General features: G+C 57.9%; 19 protein-coding genes. 10 read left to right on the forward strand and 9 right to left on the reverse strand.

The window, feature by feature from the left end:
- Positions 1-33: 33 nt before the first annotated feature.
- Positions 34-1,353, reverse strand: a complete 1,320-nt coding sequence (locus ABNF92_RS18125; RefSeq protein ID WP_349342933.1) for a PEGA domain-containing protein — start codon at positions 1,351-1,353, stop codon at positions 34-36.
- A 115-nt stretch (positions 1,354-1,468) separates the two neighbouring features.
- Positions 1,469-1,930 (reverse strand): hypothetical protein, encoded by a 462-nt coding sequence (locus ABNF92_RS18130; RefSeq protein ID WP_069183261.1) that lies wholly within the window; start codon positions 1,928-1,930, stop codon positions 1,469-1,471.
- Positions 1,931-2,029: 99 nt separating this feature from the next.
- On the opposite strand from ABNF92_RS18130, the gene ABNF92_RS18135 reads away from it, so the two are divergent.
- Complete coding sequence (locus ABNF92_RS18135; RefSeq protein ID WP_069183262.1) at positions 2,030-4,954, forward strand: insulinase family protein; 2,925 nt, start codon at positions 2,030-2,032, stop codon at positions 4,952-4,954.
- 116 nt (positions 4,955-5,070) lie between these two features.
- On the opposite strand, the gene ABNF92_RS18140 is transcribed toward ABNF92_RS18135, so the two are convergent.
- Positions 5,071-5,886, reverse strand: coding sequence for a pyruvate, water dikinase regulatory protein (locus ABNF92_RS18140; RefSeq protein ID WP_069183263.1), 816 nt, complete (start codon positions 5,884-5,886; stop codon positions 5,071-5,073).
- Between the two features lie 170 nt (positions 5,887-6,056).
- On the opposite strand from ABNF92_RS18140, the gene ppsA reads away from it, so the two are divergent.
- Together ppsA and rraA are read left to right on the forward strand one after the other, a co-directional pair.
- Complete coding sequence (gene ppsA / locus ABNF92_RS18145) at positions 6,057-8,429, forward strand: phosphoenolpyruvate synthase (protein ID WP_069183264.1); 2,373 nt, start codon at positions 6,057-6,059, stop codon at positions 8,427-8,429.
- A gap of 30 nt (positions 8,430-8,459) precedes the next feature.
- The gene (gene rraA, locus ABNF92_RS18150) at positions 8,460-8,939 is read left to right on the forward strand and encodes a ribonuclease E activity regulator RraA (RefSeq protein WP_069183265.1); all 480 of its coding nucleotides are present in this window, start codon (positions 8,460-8,462) and stop codon (positions 8,937-8,939) included.
- Positions 8,940-8,990: 51 nt separating this feature from the next.
- Here rraA and ABNF92_RS18155 read toward each other — a convergent pair whose 3' ends face one another.
- From ABNF92_RS18155 to ABNF92_RS18165, 3 genes are all read right to left on the reverse strand, one after another.
- Positions 8,991-9,281: a PilZ domain-containing protein gene (locus ABNF92_RS18155; protein WP_069183266.1), complete on the reverse strand. Its 291-nt coding sequence runs from the start codon at positions 9,279-9,281 to the stop codon at positions 8,991-8,993.
- A 4-nt stretch (positions 9,282-9,285) separates the two neighbouring features.
- The gene (locus ABNF92_RS18160; protein WP_069183267.1) at positions 9,286-9,957 is read right to left on the reverse strand and encodes a TIGR04211 family SH3 domain-containing protein; all 672 of its coding nucleotides are present in this window, start codon (positions 9,955-9,957) and stop codon (positions 9,286-9,288) included.
- A 126-nt stretch (positions 9,958-10,083) separates the two neighbouring features.
- Positions 10,084-10,383, reverse strand: a complete 300-nt coding sequence (locus tag ABNF92_RS18165; RefSeq protein ID WP_349342934.1) for a YciI family protein — start codon at positions 10,381-10,383, stop codon at positions 10,084-10,086.
- A 131-nt stretch (positions 10,384-10,514) separates the two neighbouring features.
- Between ABNF92_RS18165 and ABNF92_RS18170 the strand changes: the two genes are divergently transcribed.
- The gene (locus ABNF92_RS18170; protein ID WP_349342935.1) at positions 10,515-11,393 is read left to right on the forward strand and encodes a PHP domain-containing protein; all 879 of its coding nucleotides are present in this window, start codon (positions 10,515-10,517) and stop codon (positions 11,391-11,393) included.
- Here ABNF92_RS18170 and ABNF92_RS18175 read toward each other — a convergent pair.
- Together ABNF92_RS18175 and rne are read right to left on the reverse strand one after the other, a co-directional pair.
- Positions 11,390-11,932: a YecA family protein gene (locus ABNF92_RS18175; protein ID WP_349342936.1), complete on the reverse strand. Its 543-nt coding sequence runs from the start codon at positions 11,930-11,932 to the stop codon at positions 11,390-11,392. The two genes, ABNF92_RS18170 and ABNF92_RS18175, sit on opposite strands and share 4 nt — an antisense overlap.
- A 3-nt stretch (positions 11,933-11,935) precedes the next feature.
- Positions 11,936-15,061 carry a ribonuclease E gene (rne, locus tag ABNF92_RS18180; RefSeq protein ID WP_349342937.1) on the reverse strand — a complete coding sequence of 1,042 codons (3,126 nt, stop codon included), beginning with the start codon at positions 15,059-15,061 and terminating at the stop codon, positions 11,936-11,938.
- Between the two features lie 595 nt (positions 15,062-15,656).
- On the opposite strand from rne, the gene rluC reads away from it, so the two are divergent.
- From rluC to ABNF92_RS18195, 3 genes are read left to right on the forward strand one after another with little or no spacing between them, the layout of a single operon-like run.
- Positions 15,657-16,715, forward strand: a complete 1,059-nt coding sequence (gene rluC, locus ABNF92_RS18185) for a 23S rRNA pseudouridine(955/2504/2580) synthase RluC (protein ID WP_228744342.1) — start codon at positions 15,657-15,659, stop codon at positions 16,713-16,715.
- On the forward strand, positions 16,712-17,359 hold the full coding sequence (locus ABNF92_RS18190) for an HAD-IA family hydrolase (protein WP_136631982.1): 648 nt from the start codon (positions 16,712-16,714) through the stop codon (positions 17,357-17,359). Before rluC ends, ABNF92_RS18190 begins: the two co-directional genes overlap by 4 nt.
- 46 nt (positions 17,360-17,405) lie before the next feature.
- Positions 17,406-18,449: a S49 family peptidase gene (locus tag ABNF92_RS18195; protein ID WP_349342938.1), complete on the forward strand. Its 1,044-nt coding sequence runs from the start codon at positions 17,406-17,408 to the stop codon at positions 18,447-18,449.
- Here ABNF92_RS18195 and ABNF92_RS18200 read toward each other — a convergent pair.
- Positions 18,446-19,063, reverse strand: a complete 618-nt coding sequence (locus ABNF92_RS18200) for a Maf family nucleotide pyrophosphatase (protein ID WP_209396938.1) — start codon at positions 19,061-19,063, stop codon at positions 18,446-18,448. The two genes, ABNF92_RS18195 and ABNF92_RS18200, sit on opposite strands and share 4 nt — an antisense overlap.
- 137 nt (positions 19,064-19,200) lie before the next feature.
- Between ABNF92_RS18200 and ABNF92_RS18205 the strand changes: the two genes are divergently transcribed.
- The 3 genes from ABNF92_RS18205 (at position 19,201) to plsX (ending at position 21,079) form a co-directional block, all read left to right on the forward strand.
- Positions 19,201-19,755 carry a YceD family protein gene (locus ABNF92_RS18205; protein ID WP_349342939.1) on the forward strand — a complete coding sequence of 185 codons (555 nt, stop codon included), beginning with the start codon at positions 19,201-19,203 and terminating at the stop codon, positions 19,753-19,755.
- 99 nt (positions 19,756-19,854) lie between these two features.
- Positions 19,855-20,034, forward strand: a complete 180-nt coding sequence (gene rpmF, locus ABNF92_RS18210; RefSeq protein ID WP_008174968.1) for a 50S ribosomal protein L32 — start codon at positions 19,855-19,857, stop codon at positions 20,032-20,034.
- A gap of 13 nt (positions 20,035-20,047) precedes the next feature.
- Entirely contained in the window at positions 20,048-21,079 is a 1,032-nt protein-coding gene (gene plsX / locus ABNF92_RS18215; RefSeq protein ID WP_222464770.1) for a phosphate acyltransferase PlsX, read from the forward strand.
- Positions 21,080-21,126 lie beyond the last annotated feature (47 nt).

Raw genomic sequence — 21,126 nt, forward strand, 5'->3', positions numbered from 1 at the left:
ACTGCAAACGCGTTTGTTATCGGGCTGCCGGGATTACCAGCCTTCCAGTTTCGGGCACTCTGTGGCCCGGTAGCTCTTGTCCCGATAACAGACACCGGGTTCAGTGGTTCGGGCAGTGAAAATCTCCCCTGCCGCCGTGGTCAGGCGCACCTGTCCGTAAGGCTCGCCATGACGGAAAGTGGCTTCGATTGAACTGCCGTTGGGGTTTTTCAGCAAACCCCTGCCATGAAACTTCCCTTCGATGTACTGACCTTCGTATTTCTTGCCACTGGCGAAGACCTCGGTTCCTGTGCCGTGGAAAGCGCCGTTGGAAAATTCGCCTTCGTAGTGCCTTCCATCAGGGTAGGTCAGTGTGCCACTGCCATGAAATTCGTTGTTCCGGAATCCGCCCACATAGAGCATGCCGTCCGCAGTGGTCAGGGAACCGTGGCCATTGAGTTGCCCGTCCTGCCAGTGTCCGGTCAGTATGTCTCCGTTTGCCAATGTCAGGGTGCCTTTGCCATTGAACTGGTCGGTCCGGAATTCTCCTGAGTACCTGGACCCGTCAGCGCTGCGCCATTCGCCTTCGCCCTCGCGTTGTCCGGCAGCCCAGTCTCCCTCGTAGCGGCTGCCGTCTGGATACCAGACAGTGCCCTGACCGTGGAATTCACCGTCCACGAAGTGGCCTTCGTAGCGCAGGCCGTCCGCATCCTGATAGGTGCCGTCACCGGTTTTCACGCCGCCGACCCAGGTCCCGTCCCGGAAATTTACCGTGGTAAAGGCTTCCAGTTCGCCCACCAGGGTCATCTCGTTGCCGGCTTCAAGGGCCACCGTGCGATTCCAGGGCTTGAAGCCGGGCTTGCTGATAGTGACCTCATACCGGCCCGGGTCCAGCTCCAGGTCCAGGCGAGTGGCGCCGTATTGCTTTCCGTTTATCGTCACCTGATCGCCGACCACATTGGAGCGGAGCACCAGCAGAGCCTGCGTTGGTCGCTCTGGCTGCTGTTGTTTTGCCGGTTTTTCCCGGGTTGCCTTGGCTGTGTCAGTCCGGGTTGCCATGGCTGCCGGCGGTTCAGCCACTGCCAGAACCTCCGGATTCTCAGGCATGGGCGGAATGGTGAACGGGGTGGCGTCGACCACGGGCGCGTTGGATTGCTGGGGAGCTGGCTCCGGTATGGTGGGCGCCGTGGCGGCAGGTTCAGGCGGCGCGCTGATCTCTGATTCATCAGGGCCGGATGTGATCACCTGCTCGACGGCGGGTGGCTCGAAGGTTTCCGTCATTCGAAGGTCATCCCGCACGGATGCGAACCCGGCGGTAACCAACAGCATAAGTGCCAGGGCATTTATGAACAGAAGCGGTCTGAAATCGACCATGACGGAACCTCGTGATCCTGCATTCTTGGAATTCTGTCTACCGCTTCATCTTACCCAGTGACTGCAACACTATGTAACAGAAAGTGTCCGGCAGTTACCGAGAATGCAGGCCAAATCACACTTTATCCGGAAGCTGATCATGGTTGAGTTGTTCCCATGATCTCATGTACACGTCGGCTTCGTATTCATAGGGTGATTTGAAGGGGGTCAGCACGAAGTCAAATACCAGGAAGAAGAACCCGATGGAGGCCCAGGCGATGACCAGTGTACTGATGGTGGTCGCTTGCACCTCTGGATTGGAATCAACGAAATCCTGCAACAGTGGGATCAGATCTGAAGCCAGCACAACGGGATTGAAGCTGGCCATCACAAATGGAACCCAGAAAGCGATAAAAACCGGGAAAAATCCAAAAGACCAGAGCAGGCGACGCAGCAGGTATATGGCAACTTCCCGCCAGAAGCGCTGTCTGATTTCCGGTACCTTCCGGATCCGGTCAAGGTAATTTCGTCGTTCTGCCCAATAAGCGGCGACTTCCGGAGCGTCAACTGCCTTTGTCTGAGGAGCGGGAGTTGTCATGGACGGCGAGGTACCCTTTAGCTACTGGAGTGATGCATGATAAGCGATACTACGTGTTACCCTACAATTCTCCAATTGTTTAAAGACAGGATAGTTTGAATGGCTGCAGTGATCGACAACGCAACCCATCCGGCCTTTGAGAAGCTTCGCAGTCACCGGATCGACACGCTCAACCTTGAGGTTGAGGAGTATCGTCACAGGAAAACCGGCGCCCGGCACCTGCACCTGGCCGCAGATAACGACGAGAACGTATTTTTCGTGGCGCTTCGAACCTTCCCGATGGATTCCACCGGCGTTGCTCACATTCTCGAGCATACCGCGCTTTGCGGCAGTGAGCGTTTTCCGGTTCGCGACCCATTCTTCATGATGATCCGGCGGTCGCTGAACACCTTCATGAATGCCTTTACCAGCAGCGACTGGACTGCCTATCCGTTCGCCAGCATGAACCGGAAAGACTTCGACAATCTGCTGTCGGTCTACCTCGATTGCGTGTTTTTCTCCAAGCTTGACCCACTGGATTTTGCCCAGGAGGGTCACCGCCTGGAATTCGACAAACCCGAGGATCCCTCGACCGATCTGGTCTATCGGGGCGTTGTCTACAACGAGATGAAAGGCGCGATGAGTTCGCCGACCTCCCAGCTGTGGCAGAACCTGAGCAGCCATCTGTTCCCGACCACGACCTATCACTACAACAGTGGTGGTGAGCCGGACCACATCGTTGACCTCAGTTACGACGACCTGCTTCAGTTCTATCGCCATCATTACCACCCCAGCAATGCGATATTTGCCACGTACGGCAATATCCCGGCCCATGAGCATCATGAAAAGTTTGAAGAGCTGGCACTGAAACGTTTTGACCGACTGGATATTGATCTGCCGGTCCGCGACGAGAAGCGCATGTTTGCGCCCGTTCGTGTGGAGCAGGGCTACGCCGTGAACGAGGGTGAGGGTACCGACAACAAGACCCACATCGTGGTGGGGTGGCTTCTGGGCCACAGCTTTGATCTTCAGGAGAACCTGGAGGGGCAGCTGTTGTCCGCCGTTCTGCTTGAAAACAGTGCCTCGCCGCTGATGCGGGCCCTGGAAACCACAGATCTGGGGCATGCACCGTCGCCCATGTGCGGGCTGGAAGATTCCAACCGTGAGATGACCTTTGTCTGCGGCATCGAAGGCAGCGAACCCGACAAGCACAAGGATCTGGAAGCGCTGCTCGAATCCACGCTTCTGAAGGTGGTGGAGGAGGGCGTCAGCGAGGAACGTCTCGAGGCCATCCTGCATCAGCTCGAACTGCACCAGCGGGAAATCGCTGGTGACCAGTTCCCATACGGACTGCAACTGATCATGAGCGCCATCGCACCCATGGTGCACGGTGGTGATCCTGTCGAACTGCTTGACCTGGAGCCGGTGCTGGCAACGCTCCGGGAGAAAATTCGGGATCCGCAGTATGTGCCAAACCTGATCCGCCGCAAGCTACTGGAGAACCCACACCGGGTCACTTTGACCCTGCGACCGGACGAAAAGCTCGAGTCCCGCCGGCAGGAGGCCATCCGTGAAGCCCTGGCCCGTCGCAAGGCCGAGCTGACCGACGAAGAAGTCCGGATGATCGTGGATCGGGCCAAGGCTCTGGAAGAGCGCCAGATGCACAAGGATGACGATTCCATCCTGCCAAAAGTGGATCTGTCCGACGTGCCCCTGCAGATGCCAGAGCCGGAAGGGCGTTATGACGGCGATATCTCGGCGACGGTTTATGCCCGTGGCACCAACGGTCTGGTCTACGAACAGATTATTGTCCCGGTTCCGGCTCTGACAGAAGAAGAGCTTCTGCTGGTGCCTTATTACACCACCCTGATTTCCGAAGTGGGCTGTGGTGATCTGGACTACCTGCAGATGCAGGATCGTATTTCTGCGGAATCCGGTGGTATCGGGGCGGCGTTCAGCGCCAAAGGCCGTATTGATGATGTTCAGGATTTGTCCGGATACATCATCTTTAATGGCAAGGCGCTGGCCCGTAACCGCAGTGAGTTGACCCGTCTTCTGCGGGATGTCTACACCAGCGCCCGCTTTGACGAGAAAGAACGGATCCGGGAAATTATTGCCCAGATTCGGGCTCGTCGAGAGCAGGCGGTGACCGGCAGTGGTCATGCGCTGGCCATGGGCGCGGCGTCTCAGGGCATGAGCCCGGGAGCCTGGCTGTCTTTCCGGCTCGGTGGTCTTGCCGGTATTCGCGGTACCAAGCAGCTGGATCAGGCCCTGAAGGATCCGGAGGAGCTGGCGGCTCTGTGTGACGGACTGTCTGCGTTGCATGAGAAAATTCGCAACCAAGGGCGTGAGTTCCTGGTGATCGGTGAGGACGAGCAGCTTCCGGCGATGGTTGATGACCTGAAGTCCTGCTGGCGCGATGCTTCCGAAGCAGCCGTTTCTGACTGGAAAATGGAGTCGGTCAATTACACAACCCGCGAGGCGTGGCTGACCTCTACCCAGGTCAACTTCTGTTCCAAAGCCTACAGCACGGTAGCGGTGGACCATCCGGATGCGGCGGCACTGACCGTGCTTGGTGGTTTCCTGCGCAACGGTTATTTACACCGTGCCATCCGTGAAAAGGGCGGTGCTTACGGTGGTGGCGCTGGCCAGGACAGCGTGAATGGTACCTTCCGGTTCTTCTCCTACCGGGATCCGCGCCTGGAGGAAACGTTGGACGATTTCGATGCCGCCCTGGCGTGGTTGCAGGACAACGACCATGATTATCAGGAGCTTGAAGAGTCGATTCTTGGTGTGATTGGCCAACTCGACAGGCCCCGGTCCCCGGCCGGTGCAGCTCGGCATGCTTTCCACAACAAGCTGTTTGGCCGCACCCTGGAACAGCGGGCGAGGTTCCGGGAGCGAGTGCTGTCGGTCACACTGGATGACCTGAAACGCGTGGCCAGAACCTGGCTGGTGCCCGAAAAAGCCAGTACCGCAGTGGTAACCAGCCCGGAGAATCGGGCCAGGGCCGAGAAACTTGGGTTGGCTATCGAAGAACTCTAGAGCCCGGCTTCACAAAAAGGCGCTATGAAAAAGGGGGCAGATGAAATGTTCATCTGACCCCTTTTCACATGACCCCTTTTCAGTTACCCGGTCATTTCCCTGACGCCCTGCGATGTTCAGCGGTGTCTTTTCAGCCCGGTTGTTACCATGATTCGAGTGGAGATTTCCTCTACGGAATAGGCCGTGGTGTTCAAGTAAGGAATCCGCTCACGCTTGTACATCAACTCGATTTCCTCGATTTCGTGCATGCACTGCTTGATGGAGGAGTAGCGGGAGTTTGGCCGGCGCTCGTTGCGTATGGTCGCTAGGCGTTCCGGATCAATGGTCAGCCCAAAGATCTTCTCTTTATGAGGTTTGAGTGCTTTGGGGATCTGTTGGTCTGCCAGGTCTTCTTCCGTAATCGGATAGTTGGCAGCCTTCACGCCATATTGTAGGGCCAGATAGAGGCAGGTGGGTGTTTTCCCGCTACGAGAGGCACCCACGAGGATCAGATCGGCTTCATCGTAATGCCGCGTGCGTGCGCCATCGTCATTATCCAGAGCAAAGTTGACCGCATTGATCCTGCGCTCGTAGCTCCCTTCGTTATTGATGGCATGGGATTTACCCACGGTATATGAGGAAGAGGACTGCAACTCTTCCTCCATGGGTTTGAGAAAGGTCCCGAAAATATCCACCATGAAGCCTTCGGCGGTGGCGATGATTTCCCGGATATCGCTATTTACAATGGTGTCGAACACCAGCGGGCGTGCGCCATCGGTCTCGGCCGCCTTGTTGATCCGTTTGACCATTTCCCGGGCTTTTTCTTCGTCCGCAATATAGGGAACGGTGACCCGTTCGAATTCGATCTTTTCGAATTGGGCCAGAAGGCTGTGCCCCAGTGCTTCGGCTGTCAGGCCGGTGCCATCAGAAATGAAAAAAGCAGTGCGTTTCATGCTGTATCGTCCGGTTCCATGGTTCCTTGATTCCTGGCCTGGTGGCCTAGGTAATTTCCGCAGGTTACAGTATCATACACGCCAAGTTCGAGACTCCGCAGTGGATATTGCCTACTTTTACCGCTGGCCCGATTTTGCTCTTAGCTTCACAGACTCAAGGGAGACATGCTTTGGAAGATTACATTATCTGGTTTGATCACCTGGGAATGTCCGATGTCGATCGGGTAGGCGGCAAGAACGCCTCACTCGGCGAAATGATCAGTAATCTCGCCAACGCAGGTGTTACCGTTCCGGGTGGTTTTGCCACCACAGCGCACGCCTATCGCGAATTTCTCGCCACGGACGGATTGAAGGAGCGGATCGACAATGCTCTGGACGCTCTGGACATCAATGACGTAAACGAGCTGGCCCGGGTAGGTGCGCAGATTCGCCAGTGGATCATCGAGACACCATTCCCGGACGTTCTGGAAAATGCCCTGAAGGAGTCGTTCGCCGCCCTGCAGGATGGCAATGAACACATGGCGGTTGCGGTTCGCTCCTCTGCCACCGCGGAAGACTTGCCGGACGCGTCGTTCGCCGGTCAGCAGGAAACCTTCCTGAACGTGGTGGGCCTGGAGCAGGTTCGCACCTCGGTGAAGGAAGTGTTCGCATCGCTGTTTAATGACCGCGCTATTTCCTACCGCGTACATCACGGTTTTGACCACAAAATGGTCGCGCTTTCAGCGGGCATCCAGAAAATGGTGCGGAGTGAAACGGCAGCCAGTGGCGTGATGTTTACCCTCGACACCGAATCCGGTTTCCGCGACGTGGTTTTCGTGACCGCTTCCTACGGCCTGGGTGAGACGGTCGTTCAGGGCGCTGTGAACCCGGATGAATTCTACGTACACAAGCCGACACTGGAAGCGGACCGTCCGGCTGTGCTTCGCCGCAATCTGGGCAGCAAAGCCATCAAGATGGTCTACCACACCAAGCCCGGCGAGGGAGAATTCGTTGAAACCGTCAAGGTGGAGCAGGAAGAGCGCAACCGCTTCTGCATCACCGATGCCGAGGTGGAAGACCTGGCGCGCCAGGCGATGATCATCGAGAAGCACTACCAGCGTCCGATGGACATCGAGTGGGCCAAAGATGGGGACGACGGCAAAATCTATATCGTTCAGGCTCGCCCTGAGACGGTGAAAAGTCGTGCTTCCGCCAATGTAATGGAGCGTTATCTCCTCAAAGAAACCGGCAAGGTACTGGTGGAAGGCCGGAGTATCGGCCACAAGATTGGTAGCGGTCCCGTGAAGATCATTACCAGCATCAAGGAAATGGATCGTGTTCAGGCCGGCGATGTGCTGGTCACCGACATGACCGACCCGGATTGGGAGCCGGTCATGAAACGGGCCTCCGCCATCGTGACTGATCGTGGTGGTCGTACCTGCCACGCGGCGATCATTGCCCGCGAGCTTGGCATTCCGGCCGTGGTCGGTTGCGGCGATGCCACCGAGTTGTTGACCGATGGCCAGGAAGTCACTGTTTCCTGCGCCGAAGGTGATACCGGTATGATCTATGAGGGTGCTCTGGACTTCGAGCTGCGGGAAAACACCGTGGACTCCATGCCCAACATACCGTTCAAGATCATGATGAACGTGGGCAACCCGGACCGGGCCTTTGATTTCCAGGCGCTGCCGAACGAGGGCGTCGGCCTGGCACGGCTGGAGTTCATCATCAACCGTATGATCGGCGTTCACCCCAAGGCACTGCTGAACTTCGACGGGCTGCCGCGGGATATCAAGCAGACGGTCGAGAAGCGCATCTCCGGCTACAGCTCGCCGGTGGATTTCTATGTCGACAAGCTGGTTGAGGGCATCTCCACTCTGGCGGCTGCGTTTGCACCCAAGAAAGTGATCGTGCGGTTGTCGGATTTCAAATCCAACGAATACGCCAACCTGATCGGCGGTACCCTCTACGAGCCGGACGAAGAAAACCCGATGCTCGGGTTCCGGGGCGCCTCCCGGTACATCTCTGACACTTTCCGGGACTGCTTCGAGCTGGAATGCCGCGCCCTGAAGAAAGTGCGCAACGAGATGGGCTTGACCAACGTGGAGGTCATGGTTCCGTTTGTTCGCACGGTGGGTGAAGCAGAGCAGGTTGTGAATCTGCTGGCGGAGAACGGACTCAAGCGCGGTGACAACGGCCTGCGAGTGATCATGATGTGCGAGCTGCCGGCCAACGCGCTGTTGGCGGATCAGTTCCTTGAGCACTTTGACGGCTTCTCTATCGGCTCCAATGACCTGACCCAGCTGACACTGGGCCTGGACAGGGACTCGGGCATCATCGCCCACCTGTTTGATGAGCGTAACGATGCGGTCAAGGCCCTGTTGTCCAACGCGATTCAGGCCTGTAAGAAAGCCGGCAAGTATATTGGTATCTGCGGGCAGGGACCATCGGATCATCCGGATCTTGCCAAATGGTTGATGGATCAGGGCATTGATACGGTGTCACTGAACCCGGATTCGGTGCTGGATACCTGGTTCTTCCTGGCCGACGAAAAAATCGACTGAGTTTATTTCCAGGATAAGGAGAGCGGCAACGTGACGACAATAATTACCCCGGACCTGTGCGACGAATTTCCGGAAGTGCAGGTGGTAGAGCCCGGTTTCAACAACTACGGCGGCAACAAGGCCTTTGGCGGTGAGATTGTCACCGTGAAGTGCTTCGAAGATAACTCCGTGGTGAAAGAGCAGGTTGGCCAACCTGGAAACGGTCGTGTGATGGTCGTGGACGGTGGCGCTTCAAAGCGTCACGCACTGCTGGGTGACATGCTGGCAGAGAAAGCGGCGAGCAACGGGTGGGCCGGTCTTATTATCTATGGTTGCGTGCGCGACGTGGATGAGATTGGCAACACCGCCCTGGGTGTACAGGCCCTTGGCACTCATCCCAGAAAAAGTGAGAAGCGTGGCCTGGGAGACCTGAATGTTCCGGTCACTTTCCACGGCGTTACCTTCCACCCCGGGCACTATGTCTATGCCGACAACAACGGCATTATCGTCTCGGAAAAGCCTCTGGTTTGAGGCTTCTGCGGGCACAGACAAAAACGGCGGCCAATGGCCGCCGTTTTTCGTTCAGCGAGTAACTTCGCTGATGTTGGTTCCCAGCAGGAATCCGTCGCCTTCCGCCTCGCAGCGAATCACTTCGCAAACCGCCTCAAGCGGCGGGAATTGATCACTGCTGGGATGAAGAACCGTCTGGAGCTCCTCTCCCACGGCTACTTCCCGATCGACGTAAAGCTGCATGCCGGTGGCGCTCAGGTCGCGACACACCCCCTTGAAGCTATTGCCCTGGCTATCGGTGATCTCAATCTCAGAGTTTACCTGCATACGGTGGAAGTCGCGTTTTTCCGAATAGTCTTTCATGGCATCAGGCCCAGTTGTCGGTTTTTCTTGTCGGTTTGAGCATGGGGATGATCAGTGCCAGCAGCACACCACCAAGAACCAGGCCGGCGCCCAGCAACATGAAGTCGTATTCCTTGCTGGCTTCAAGACGTTCGTTTTCGGCCGTCAGTACCTCAAGGTCGTTGCGAATCTTCTGGTTTTCTTCACGGAGCTCGCGATTGCGACGTTCCAGGTTAATGGAATCTGCGGCGATACTCTTGATCCGCTGGAGCTCTTCCTGGAGCTCCTGGGAGCGGTCAGAAAGAGAGGCTTCAGAGCTTTCCAGGGCGTTACGTTCATTGACGACGTTGGACAACTGCTCCTTTACCTGGGCCAACTCAGCGCGGGTTTCTTCCAGCTGGCGATTGGCTGTCCGAAGGCGGTCTGCCGCGATAGGCGTTTCGCTCAGGTACTGGCTGGAAACCCAGCCCTCAGTGCCCTTGGGCGTGCGAACAAGGGTATACCCGGAATCGGACGCCTCGATCACTTCCAGCGGTGTGCCGCTGGGAACCGCGTTCTCGATGATCCGGAACTGGGAGCCCGCGCCGGATCTCACCGGAAGATACAACTGGTCGTCCACCCAGACAGTTTTGGCCTGGGCAACGGCAATGGACGACACTGCGAACAAGACACTGATGGCGAGACGAAAAAGCGTCACTGGTTACGTTCCCTGAAGTTCTGCGATTGAAATCTGAGCGTGATTAAAAGCGCAATTTTGTCACAGATGCCCCGCCGTGCAAGCGAGCCATCATTACAATAAACTCATAGAGCCCCATGGCATCGCTTACGGCAAAACAGCCTTGAAGGGCTTCACCACAATCTTCTGGTAGACGCCTGCATCCACATAAGGGTCGGCATCTGCCCACGCCTGGGCTGCTTCCAGGGAGTCGAACTCCGCGACCACCAGGCTGCCGGTAAAGCCGGCATCTCCAGGCTCTGGTGTGTCGAGCGCCGGGTGAGGACCGGCAACAAGTAACCGGCCTTCGGCTTTCAATGCCTGCAGCCGCTCGATGTGAGCAGGTCGCGCGGACTGACGCAACGGCAGGCTGTTCTCGACGTCTTCACTGATAATCGCGTAGTACATTCAGCTCTCCGTAATGACACTCATAACCGGGGTGAACAGCCAGACAATCAGCGGTCGTGTCGCGCAAGGGTTGGCTGGTACACTGTAAGCCCGCGGCACGCCGCCAGTTATCTGATGATTCAGGATATTTTGTGACTATACCGCAAGACCCGCATTTGTGCATTGATCTACATTGCCACAGCACGGCTTCCGATGGCGCGCTATCACCGGCCGCGCTGGTTGAGCGGGCTGCCGGTCGCGGCGTCACCCATCTTTCCCTGACCGACCATGACACGATCGCCGGCCTTGCCGAAGCGCAAACTGCTGCACAGGTACAGGGCATCGAGCTGATCCCCGGCGTTGAACTCTCCTGCCTCTGGAAAAGCCGCACGATCCACATCGTGGGCCTGGATTTTGATCCCGCTGCCGAGGGTTTTCGGCAGGCGCTTGAGCGGCAGAACGAGAATCGCTGGGCTCGTGCGCGAATGATCGCCGAGCGCCTGGGCAAGCTTGGTATTGATGATCTGCTGGCCAGGGCATCGGAGGCCGCCGGCGGGGACGTGCCGGGACGCCCGCACTTCGCCCAGGTTCTGACAGAGGCTGGTGTGGTCAATAATACCGGGCAGGCATTCAAACGGTATCTGGGCGCCGGTAAGCCGGGTGATGTAAAGGCCTTCTGGCCGGAGCTTTCGGAGGTCGTTCGCTGGATTATCGAGGCGGGCGGCGTTGCGGTTCTTGCCCATCCCCGGAAATATCAGCTGACGGCAACCAAACTGAGGGAGCTGACCTCGGATTTCCGAAGGGCAGGGGGGCAAGCCATCGAGGTGTCCACCTCCGGGCAGTCCAGCGGCGACCTGGGCTTTTTGGCAGAGCTGTGCAGGAAAGAGAAGTTACTGGCGTCCCAGGGCAGTGATTTTCACTTTCCGGGTGCGCCCTGGTGTGAGCTTGGCCGCATCATGAAAATGCCAGACGGGCTTGAGCCGGTCTGGCATTCATTCAGGCAACCCATTTCGAGGTCTGCGACGTGTTAATCCGGCGCGTGGAACAGAAGGTACAGGTCGGTCAGTGAGTCCGGAATGGCATCGGCCATTTGCCGGGACAACTTCTCACTGTTGCGAACTTTCTGGAAGTCCTCGTCGTCGAACAGTCCCGATAGGGTCAGCATAGGCACCATCAGATCGGCGGTCTCTTCCTCGCTGGATGCCTCCAACCATTCCTCTTCATGTTCAAGGAAAGTGTCCACAAACCCGGCGCACCAGTTTTCCAGAGCGTTCATCGGGTCGCCGTCCTCGGGCTCTGGCAATTCCAGGGCCTGCCCCATATCCAGGGCATGGGCCATGTCATTTGCCAACTGGGCGGAACAGCGCCTGAACACCTCGGGAACCCCGGTGTCGGGCAACTGATCGGCGCCAGTGGCGAGGCGGAAGATGTCTTCCGCACTCAGTTCGGCCGGGCCGACGACGCTGGCGCAGACCACCCCGTGGAAGCCGAAGAAGTCCAGGGCATCCTCCCCCCAGGGTTCCGCGAAGAGGATGTCTTCCAGCGCTTCAATGTCGGAGTTCGATAGCATCAGTTAGTTACTCCCGGCCTTCTTGGCCTCTTCCGCAGCTTTCTGACGCTTGCGGACCTCTCTGGGGTCGTTGTAGGCGCGACCCGGTGTCACCGGCACGTCGACTGTCGGAGTCTCGGTGGGCGTGTCCTTCGCTGCAGGCTCCGGAGCAGAGGGCTTTTCGACTTTTTCAGCTTCTGCCTTTTCAGGCTCGGCCTTCTTTTCCTCGGCTTTTGCCGGTGCCGGTTGCTTCGGTTCCGGCTGGGTTTCCGGGGCCTGGACTCCGGCTGCCGCCTTCACCTCCGCAGGCTCCTTAGCTTTTCCGGGCTCTGCTGCCGCCTCTGATTTGGCTGCCGGCTCGGGTTTGGCCTTGGGCGCGGCTGCCTCTTTTGATTCAGCAGGCTGCTTTTTGGCTTCCGGTGCCTGCTCGCTTCCGGCTGCGGTCTTGGGTTCCGGCTCTGGCTTGGTGTCTGTTTGCTGAGCCTGCTCGGCGGCCTTTGCGCCAGCCTGTTGCGGCTTCGGGCGAGGTTCGGAGCTCTTTTCCGTTTTGGCGGCCCCACCCTTTTCGGCCTTTTCAGCGTTCAACTGATCAGCTTCAGGCTTTTCAACTGGCTTGCCACTGGCCTTTGCCGTCTCTTCTGACTGGGCCTGCGGTTTGCTGTCAGAGGGTGCCCTGGCTGAAGGCGTCTGCTCAGGCTTCGGCTCCTTTGTGGGCTGTTCCTGGGCTGCAGCTGGTTTCGGCGCTTCATTGGCCGCTGACGCTGTATCAGTCCGGGATTCGGACTTCTCAGACTTTGCGGGCGCCTTGTTTGAAGGCTCCATCGGTTGCTCGGCTTTTACTTCCGCCTTGCTCTCGTCCCGACCTTTTTCAGGTTGGGTGTCCTTCTGGTGCTTCTCGCTGCGGGCTGCTTTACGGTCCGCCGGTGAGGAGGCCGGTGTCTCAGCGGGCGATCCGTCACGATTACGCTGGCGACGTGGCTTGCGACGCTTTTCGTCAGAGCCGGACTTGGTGGCGTTATCCTGCGGGCCCTGATCCTTCTGGTCCTTCTGGTCGCGGTTGTCCTTCTGGTCCCGCTGCGGCCTGTTGCGGCCACGGCCCTGGTTATCGCGACGGTTATCACGGCGATTATCAGAGCCTTTGTTGTCTCCGCCCTTGTTATCGCCTCCGCGATTGTCCGAGCCTTTGTTGTCAGCCCCCTGACGGTTCTGGTTGCCGCGGCTCTGGTCATCACTGCGGTTGCGTCCGCGCCCGCGGTTGTCGTCACCACGGCTTTGTTGGCCGCCCTGGCGCCGGTCGTTACCACTGCGGTTGCCACCGGAGCGCTGTTCGTCACCGCGGGCTACCCGGGACTTGCGACGGTCCTGCCGTCCCTGGTTTCGGCGGTCTTCGCGCTGGTTCTTGCCCTGGTCGAGAATTTCGGTCTTTTGCTCTTCTTCGCCGCTGAAGAAGGCGGAGATCTTACGACCGAGCCGGCGGAACAGGCCTTCTTCCTGATCGGCTGTTTCCTCTGCTTTCGGTGCTGCCGGAGTGGGCGCGGGCGCGCTGGGCCGGATGGCCTTCACAGCGGCCTGCTCTCGAACCGGCTTTTCAGGGGCCGGAGCCTCAAAGATTTCCTCTTCGCGCTCGCTGTATTCCTGGGCCACCTGGTGGCTGGAGATATGCTCGGGCGTGGTCTCATCCTGACGCATCCGGATGATTTCAAAGTGTGGCGTTTCCATGTGTGGTACTGGCACCACGACAACACTGACTTCCTGGCGAGCTTCAATGTCCGCCAGTTGCTTACGCTTCTCGTTCAGCAGGAAAGTGGCAACTGATACCGGCACAACGGCCCGTACTTCGCCGGTCTTGTCCTTCGAGGATTCCTCGTAGATCAGCCGCATGATGCTGAGGGCGAGGGACTCGATACCGCGAATCGTGCCCTGTCCTTCGCACCGGGGGCAGACTTCGCTGCGGGTCTCTCCCAGGGAGGGGCGCAGGCGCTGACGGGACATTTCCAGCAGGCCGAAACGGGAGATCTTGCCGACCTGAACCCGGGCCCGGTCGATTTCCAGGGCCTCCCGCATCTTCTGTTCCACTTCCCGCTGGTGCTTGGCCGGCGTCATGTCGATGAAGTCGATGACAATCAGGCCACCCATGTCACGCAGTCGCAGCTGGCGGGCGATTTCCTCGGCCGCCTCCAGGTTGGTCTGGAGTGCGGTTTCCTCGATATCCTGGCCTTTGGTGGCCCGGGAGGAGTTGATGTCGATGGAAACCAGGGCCTCGGTCGGGTCAATCACGATGGAGCCGCCGGAGGGCAGTTTTACTTCCCTCTGGAACGCCGTCTCGATCTGGCCTTCAATCTGGTAGCGACTGAACAGGGGGATTTCATCTTTGTACAGCTTGATCTTGTTTTCGAACGTGGGCATGACGGCGCGGACGAAATTCAGGACGTCCTCGTAAACCCCGTTGGCGTCAATCAGCACCTCGCCGATATCCTGGCGCAGGTAGTCGCGAACGGCGCGAATGATGACGTTGCTTTCCTGATGAATCAGGAAGGGCGCCTTGCGCTCACCAGCGGCCTGGGTGATGGCTTCCCAGAACTGCACAAGGTAGTCCAGATCCCACTGGAGTTCTTCGGTGCTGCGGCCGATACCGGCGGTGCGGACGATGATGCCCATGGACTTGGGCACCTGGACATCGTTCATGGCTTCTTTGAGTTGGGCCCGCTCATCGCCCTCAATGCGGCGTGAAATACCGCCGGCACGGGGGTTGTTGGGCATCAGCACTAGATAGCGGCCGGCGAGGGAGATGAAGGTGGTCAGGGCCGCGCCCTTGTTGCCACGCTCTTCCTTGTCCACCTGGACGATTACTTCCTGGCCTTCGGACACTACGTCCTTGATGTTGATCTTGCCTTCGATCTGGCCGGGAGATTTCTTGAAGTATTCCTTGGAAATTTCCTTGAGCGGAAGAAAACCGTGGCGCTCGGCACCGAAATCGACAAAGGCGGCTTCAAGGCTGGGCTCAACGCGGGTAATGCGGCCTTTATAGATGTTCGCCTTTTTCTGCTCGCGGGAGCTGGATTCGATATCAAGATCAAACAGACGCTGGCCGTCAACGAGGGCGACGCGCAACTCTTCAGGATGAGTTGCATTAATGAGCATTCTTTTCATGGAAAGAAAGAGTTCCTGTCGTTTAATTTGACAGAAAACCAGAGTGGATCGCATCAGCGAAGCAGGATGTGCGTGCCGCGGGCCCTGTTACATCAAGGGCGGACCGGCGGCCAGACGAATCAGACCCTTCGGGGGTGTGATCCTGTCGGTCTGAGACCAACGCCGACGATCCGTCTGCCTGTAGGCAGGGAGAGGTCGTGTAAGGTTCGTGTCTGTTGACGCATGTTATCCGTTTTCAGGTTCACTCAGGTGCCTGGGTCTCACGTCGTATTCGTATGCTGGACGGCCCGGCCCTGGGTGGCAATGATTCTTCGCGATGTCGCCCGCGGTTTTCTGCGCGGTTTTTCTTTCTCCCGGGTACAGGATGCAGTCTTGTGAAGATCTGTCCTGGTCCTCCGGGAGCATTTCTCTCGCCGTTCCCGGTAGTGATTGGGTGCACGGCGTTCAAACTCTCGAATAGTGTCGGTATACTTCTGCCGCTCCGGCTTCTGACTTGAGTTGGTCAGGCCGTAGACAAACGGCAGAGCACGCCGGAATATAACAGTATTCATGCACCCGTTCAATCCTGTAGCTACTCCATCATCCAAGGAACTTCATGTCCCGAAAGTCAGCCAGCAAAAAGCCACCCCGGACCAGGCCCGATAAGCCGGTCAGGACAAGTGAGGTTGGCGGTGGGAATGCTGCTGCCCGAGGCGAAGTTCGTCTGGGCGTTCAGTGGGTTACCGTGGATGAGGATAACGACGGTCAGAGGGTGGATAACTTTCTTCTTGCCCAGCTGCGTGGTGTGCCCAAGAGCATTATTTATCGAATAATCCGCAAGGGCGAGGTTCGGGTGAACAAGGGGCGTGTGAAGCCGGATACCCGCGTGAATACCGGTGATCAGGTGCGCATACCGCCGATTACCCGCAAGGAAAAACCGGAGCAGGTGGCGCCAGGTTCCCGGGTTCAGGGCGTCATGGAGGCGGCCGTTGTGTTCGAGAACGACCAGATGCTGGTGGTCAACAAGCCCTCCGGTATTGCGGTTCACGGCGGCAGCGGGCTGAGCTTCGGGTTGATTGAGGTGCTTCGTTCGGCTCGTCCGTCAGCAAAATTCCTGGAGCTTGTTCATCGTCTGGATCGCGATACATCCGGCCTGGTCATGGTGGCCAAGAAGCGATCGGCACTGCGTTTCTTGCAGGATGAGCTGCGACAGAAGCGCATTCGCAAGCACTATCATGCGCTGGTTGCCGGCGACTGGCCAGCCAGTATCGACCGGGTCGATGTGCCCCTGCTGCGCTATGAAATGCCAAACGGAGAGCGCCGGGTTCGGGTTGATGACTCTGGGAAAGCGTCCCTGACGACCTTTCGCTGCCTGGAACGCTTTGCCGGCTACAGTCTGGTGGAGGCCTCGCCGATTACCGGGCGGACACACCAGATCCGGGTTCACAGTGCCTGGGCCGGTCATCCGATTGCGGGTGACGACAAGTATATGGATGATGTCAGCCTCAAAGCATTCCGCTCCATTGGCGGGCAGAGATTAATGCTGCATGCCCGCGCCCTGGAGTTCACCTTGCCGGTCACCGGTGAGTCGATGCGCCTGGAGGCGCCTTACGACGATGCATTCAACGACGTGCTCAGGAAGCTTTCGGGGCGTCTTAAAGGATCCGATCAATGAACGTCAGAGTGGTTATTTTTGACTGGGACGGGACCCTGGTGGACTCGGTTGAGCACATTGCCGACAGTCTGCACCAGGCTGCGACCGAGTTGGGCTATCCGGCCCTGGAGCGAGAGGCCTACCGGGATATTATCGGCCTTGGCATGGTCGAGGCGCTGGAAAAACTCTACCCGGGCATCAGTCGTGAGGAAATGAATAATATCCGGGAAGGTTACGCGCGTTATTTCTTCAGCAAGGTGACAACACCCCAGAATGTGTTTGAAGGGATGGCCGAGGTGGTAGCAGATCTTCGTGGATCCGGGCGAAGTTGTTCCGTTGCTACTGGCAAGAGCCGGCGCGGGCTGGATTTTGCTCTAGTCTCCAGTGGCCTGGGTGACCACTTCGAAATTACCCGATGCGCCGATGAAACCCGCTCAAAACCTGATCCGGCGATGCTTGAGGAGATCCTTCGGTTCTACCGCATTGAGCCGGAAGAGGCGGTGATGATTGGTGATACCCGATATGACCTGGAAATGGCCCGGCGTATTGGCATGCCTTCCATCGGGGTTGAGTGGGGTGTCCACAAGCGGGACGTGCTGGGCGATTACTCGCCGCACGCCATTGTTGATTCGGTGCCTGACCTTCGTCGGGTGCTGGGGTTGTAGGTTGTAGACAGACCGAATTCATCGAATTTGCTGACAGGATGCGTGCATGAGTGACTGGGAATCTGACAAGCCTGCCGATTGGGGGGATAAGCCGGTAGAGCCAGAGAAGGAGGGTAAGCCGCTGTTCGGGCGTAAATCGCCGAAACTTCCGCCGGAATCCGGCCGTGACTGGAAGCTGATTGAAAAGCTGGTGATGTCGCTTCAGGCCGAGCAGCGAAGAAGTCGGCGCTGGGGCATCTTTTTCAAATTTCTGACCTTTGGTTATCTGATCGCCCTGCTGTTCATGTTCAAGTTTCCCATCGGCGACTCTCTGGAAGGTGTGGCAGGGGAGCATACTGCTCTGGTTGAAATAAATGGTCCGATCGCCGCGGGCGAGCTGGCAAGCGCTGATAACATCGTTGGTTCCCTTCGAACGGCCTTCGAGGAGCCGAACTCTGTGGCCGTGATTCTGCGCATCAACAGTCCGGGCGGCAGTCCGGTTCAGGCGGGTTATGTTTACGACGAGATCAAGCGTTTGCGGGAGGAATACCCCGAGAAAAAGGTTTACGCCGTGATCTCCGATATTGGTGCCTCCGGAGCCTATTATATCGCGGCCGCAGCGGATGAAATTTACGCCAACCGTGCCAGCCTCGTTGGCTCCATTGGCGTTGTGGCTGGCGGTTTCGGGTTTACCGGGGTTATGGAAAAAATCGGTGTGGATCGCCGTCTTTATACCGCCGGCGAGAACAAGGCTTTCCTGGATCCGTTCTCTCCGGAGGAGCAAGAGGAGGTGGCGTTCTGGCAGAGCGTGCTGGAAAACACCCATCAACAGTTTATTGCAGCCGTAAAGCAGGGGCGTGGTGATCGCCTGTCAGATGACGAAAGACTGTTCAGTGGTCTGGTGTGGAGTGGCGAGCAAGCCGTTGAGCTTGGTCTGGCCGATGGGTTAGGCAGTGCTTCACACGTGGCTCGGCAGATCATCGGGCAGGAAAAGCTTGTGGACTACAGTCGTCGCAAGTCGCCATTCCAGGATATTGTCGATCAGCTTGGTGTCGCCTTTGGCGAGGGGTTCGCCAGTCAGTTGGTCGAGTCCCGTCTCGAGCTGCGTTAAGTTTTTTCGGGCTCAGGCCGGTTTTCCAGCAGGGGATTCCGGCCCCAGCGCCGAAGCATGTCGTTCAGTGCGATCAGCGGTAGCCCTACCAGGCTGTTAGGGTCCCGGCCTTCAAGCGCTTCGAACAGTGTGATGCCCAGGCCTTCCATCTTGAAGCTGCCGGCGCAGTCGTAGGGTTTTTCTTGCTGCAGGTAGGCTTCTATCTCCGTGTCAGTCAGTTCACGGAACCGGACATTGTAAGGTTCGCAGAGACTTTCGAGCTTTCCGGAATCGGCGTCGAGCAGTGCCAGGCCTGTCAGAAACAAGACTCTGTGGCCACTGCTCTGACGCAATTGGTGCGCTGCCTGTTCATGGCCGCCGGGCTTGCTCAGCACCGAGCCGTCCGGTAGGCAAGCCACCTGGTCTGAGCCGATGATCCAGTGCCCGGGAAAGCGGTCCGCCAGTGCACGGGCCTTGTTTACGGCCAGGCGCGTGGCCAGGGATTCTCCGGATTCGTCTGGTTTTGGCGATTCGTCGATGTCTGGGCTGGCGCAGGTGAACGGAAGGCCCAGCCGTTCCAGAAGCGTTTTCCGGTAGGGTGATGAAGACGCGAGTAGAAGCGGTTTTCGGGTCATCGATAGGTCCTTTGAGTGCCTGGCCCAAGTAATTGAGATGCGGTTATCGTAAATTACACCTATCTGCACGGGAACCCCCGTGAAAAAGCAACGAAGTCTTTGACACCAGAGGGCTGCGCCCCTAAAATTGCGCGCCTATGTCAAACGCGTCCAACGCCGAGTTGCCCAAATCTGTTGATCCTTACCGGTTAGCGGAACAGAACAGCACACTGGAGGGAGAGATTCCTATCAGCGGGCTAGGCCGTTTTCGCGAAGCGGTTCTCGGGTTCTCGGAAGGTGCCGCGTGCCGGGTAAAACTGTCTTTCTTTATGGATGGTGAACGGCGTCGCGTGGTGTCGGGTGAGCTGACCGCTCCCGTGGATCTGGAATGTCAGCGGTGTATGGGTCCTATGAGTGTGACTCTGGAGTCCGGGTTCACCCTGGGGCTGGTCTCCAGTGACGAGCAGGCCCAACAGCTACCGAAAGAGCTTGAGCCGTTTTTGACCGATGACTTCACCGCGGATCTCTGGTCCATGGTGGAAGACGAGTTGTTGCTGGTGTTGCCACCATTTCCGCTTCACGAACGGGATGAATGCCCTGCTCGGGAAGATCTGGAAGCATTTGAGCCTGATGGCTCCGAGGCAGAGCCGGTAAGAAAATCGGGCGAGAATCCGTTCAGTGTTCTGGCGGAACTCAAAAAGACAAAGCATTAACCGGGCGCGGTCTCCCTTGGGAAGCCGGCGCACATTTAACGAACAGACGTTACTTGTTCAGCAAGACAAAGTTTACGTTAACAGGTCAGGAGCATAATCATGGCTGTACAGCAAAACCGTAAGACCCGTTCCAAGCGTGGCATGCGCCGTTCACACGACGCCCTGAGCGCCGCTGCTCTGAGCACTGATGCGACCACAGGTGAAGTACATCGTCGTCACCACGTGTCTCCGGACGGCTTTTACCGTGGCAAGCAGGTAATCGAAGCACGCGACGAGTAATCTCGTTGCCGCTATGCATCGCCAGGAATCGGATGGCAGAACGGTGAAGCCGGTCACCATCGCGATTGACGCCATGAGTGGCGACCGCGGCGCAGCCGTTGTGGTTGCCGCGTCATTGCAGGCGGTGCGTGAAAACGAAGCCTTGAGCATCGTTCTGGTGGGAATCCGGAGCGAGCTTGAGGCTTTGTTGCGTGAAGGGCATGCCAGAATCCGCATTGTCGAAGCGGCGGATGTGGTCAGAATGAACGAGCGGCCCTCCCACGCACTTCGCCACAAGAAAAATTCCTCCATGGCCATTGCGCTGGGTCTTGTCCGGGACGGCGAGGCGCAGGGCTGTGTCAGTGCCGGTAACACCGGCGCGCTGATGGCCTTTGGTCGCACCATTATCCGAATGTATCCGGGTATCGAGCGCCCGGCCATTGCCAAACTGATTCCTTCGCTTCGTGGACGTTGCCATGTTCTTGATCTTGGTGCCAACGTCGACTCCACTGCCGAAAATCTTTATCAGTACGCGCTGATGGGGTCACTGATGGCTTCTGCCATCTGCAGCCAGGCAGAGCCGCGGGTTGCACTGCTGAACGTTGGCGAAGAAGAGATCAAGGGTAATGAGCAGGTCCGTCTGGCCTCTCATATGCTGGCCCAGTGCGACAGCATTAACTACATTGGTTATGTGGAAGGCAGTGATCTGTTTCGCGATGTGGCCGATGTAGTTGTCTGCGACGGCTTCGTTGGCAACATCGCCCTGAAGACCGGGGAAGGCGTTGCAGGTCTGCTGATCGAATTGATGGAGCAGGCATTCACCCGGAACCTCTACGGCAGGCTGGTCGGCCTGCTGGCCCGGCCGATTGTTGGTCGGCTTCTGCAATTGATGGATCCTTCCCGGCACAACGGTGCCAGCCTGCTCGGCCTCCAGGGTGTGGTGATCAAGAGCCATGGAAATGCCAATGAGCGCGCCATGCTGTCGGCTATTCGTCAGGCTGTCAGGGAGGTTGAGCTGGAAGTGCCCCGCCGTATCAACGAGCGTCTCGACGATCTCATGCTTTGAGTGCCTGAGACTAAAGTCTGTCCCGGTTTGGCCACGCATTCGCGGAT

Source organism: Marinobacter sp. MMG032, assembly GCF_040112695.1.
Classification (GTDB): Bacteria; Pseudomonadota; Gammaproteobacteria; order Pseudomonadales; family Oleiphilaceae; genus Marinobacter; species Marinobacter salsuginis.

What these genes read in the sequence shown, in the direction of transcription:
- ABNF92_RS18125 (WP_349342933.1), bottom strand. Translation starts at nt 1,353, where the DNA reads ATGGTCGATTTCAGACCGCTTCTGTTCATAAATGCCCTGGCACTTATG.
- ABNF92_RS18130 (WP_069183261.1), bottom strand. Translation starts at nt 1,930, where the DNA reads ATGACAACTCCCGCTCCTCAGACAAAGGCAGTTGACGCTCCGGAAGTC.
- ABNF92_RS18135 (WP_069183262.1), top strand. Translation starts at nt 2,030, where the DNA reads ATGGCTGCAGTGATCGACAACGCAACCCATCCGGCCTTTGAGAAGCTT.
- ABNF92_RS18140 (WP_069183263.1), bottom strand. Translation starts at nt 5,886, where the DNA reads ATGAAACGCACTGCTTTTTTCATTTCTGATGGCACCGGCCTGACAGCC.
- ABNF92_RS18155 (WP_069183266.1), bottom strand. Translation starts at nt 9,281, where the DNA reads ATGAAAGACTATTCGGAAAAACGCGACTTCCACCGTATGCAGGTAAAC.
- ABNF92_RS18165 (WP_349342934.1), bottom strand. Translation starts at nt 10,383, where the DNA reads ATGTACTACGCGATTATCAGTGAAGACGTCGAGAACAGCCTGCCGTTG.
- ABNF92_RS18175 (WP_349342936.1), bottom strand. Translation starts at nt 11,932, where the DNA reads ATGCTATCGAACTCCGACATTGAAGCGCTGGAAGACATCCTCTTCGCG.
- rne (WP_349342937.1), bottom strand. Translation starts at nt 15,061, where the DNA reads ATGAAAAGAATGCTCATTAATGCAACTCATCCTGAAGAGTTGCGCGTC.
- rluC (WP_228744342.1), top strand. Translation starts at nt 15,657, where the DNA reads ATGTCCCGAAAGTCAGCCAGCAAAAAGCCACCCCGGACCAGGCCCGAT.
- ABNF92_RS18190 (WP_136631982.1), top strand. Translation starts at nt 16,712, where the DNA reads ATGAACGTCAGAGTGGTTATTTTTGACTGGGACGGGACCCTGGTGGAC.
- ABNF92_RS18195 (WP_349342938.1), top strand. Translation starts at nt 17,406, where the DNA reads ATGAGTGACTGGGAATCTGACAAGCCTGCCGATTGGGGGGATAAGCCG.
- ABNF92_RS18200 (WP_209396938.1), bottom strand. Translation starts at nt 19,063, where the DNA reads ATGACCCGAAAACCGCTTCTACTCGCGTCTTCATCACCCTACCGGAAA.
- ABNF92_RS18205 (WP_349342939.1), top strand. Translation starts at nt 19,201, where the DNA reads ATGTCAAACGCGTCCAACGCCGAGTTGCCCAAATCTGTTGATCCTTAC.
- rpmF (WP_008174968.1), top strand. Translation starts at nt 19,855, where the DNA reads ATGGCTGTACAGCAAAACCGTAAGACCCGTTCCAAGCGTGGCATGCGC.
- plsX (WP_222464770.1), top strand. Translation starts at nt 20,048, where the DNA reads ATGCATCGCCAGGAATCGGATGGCAGAACGGTGAAGCCGGTCACCATC.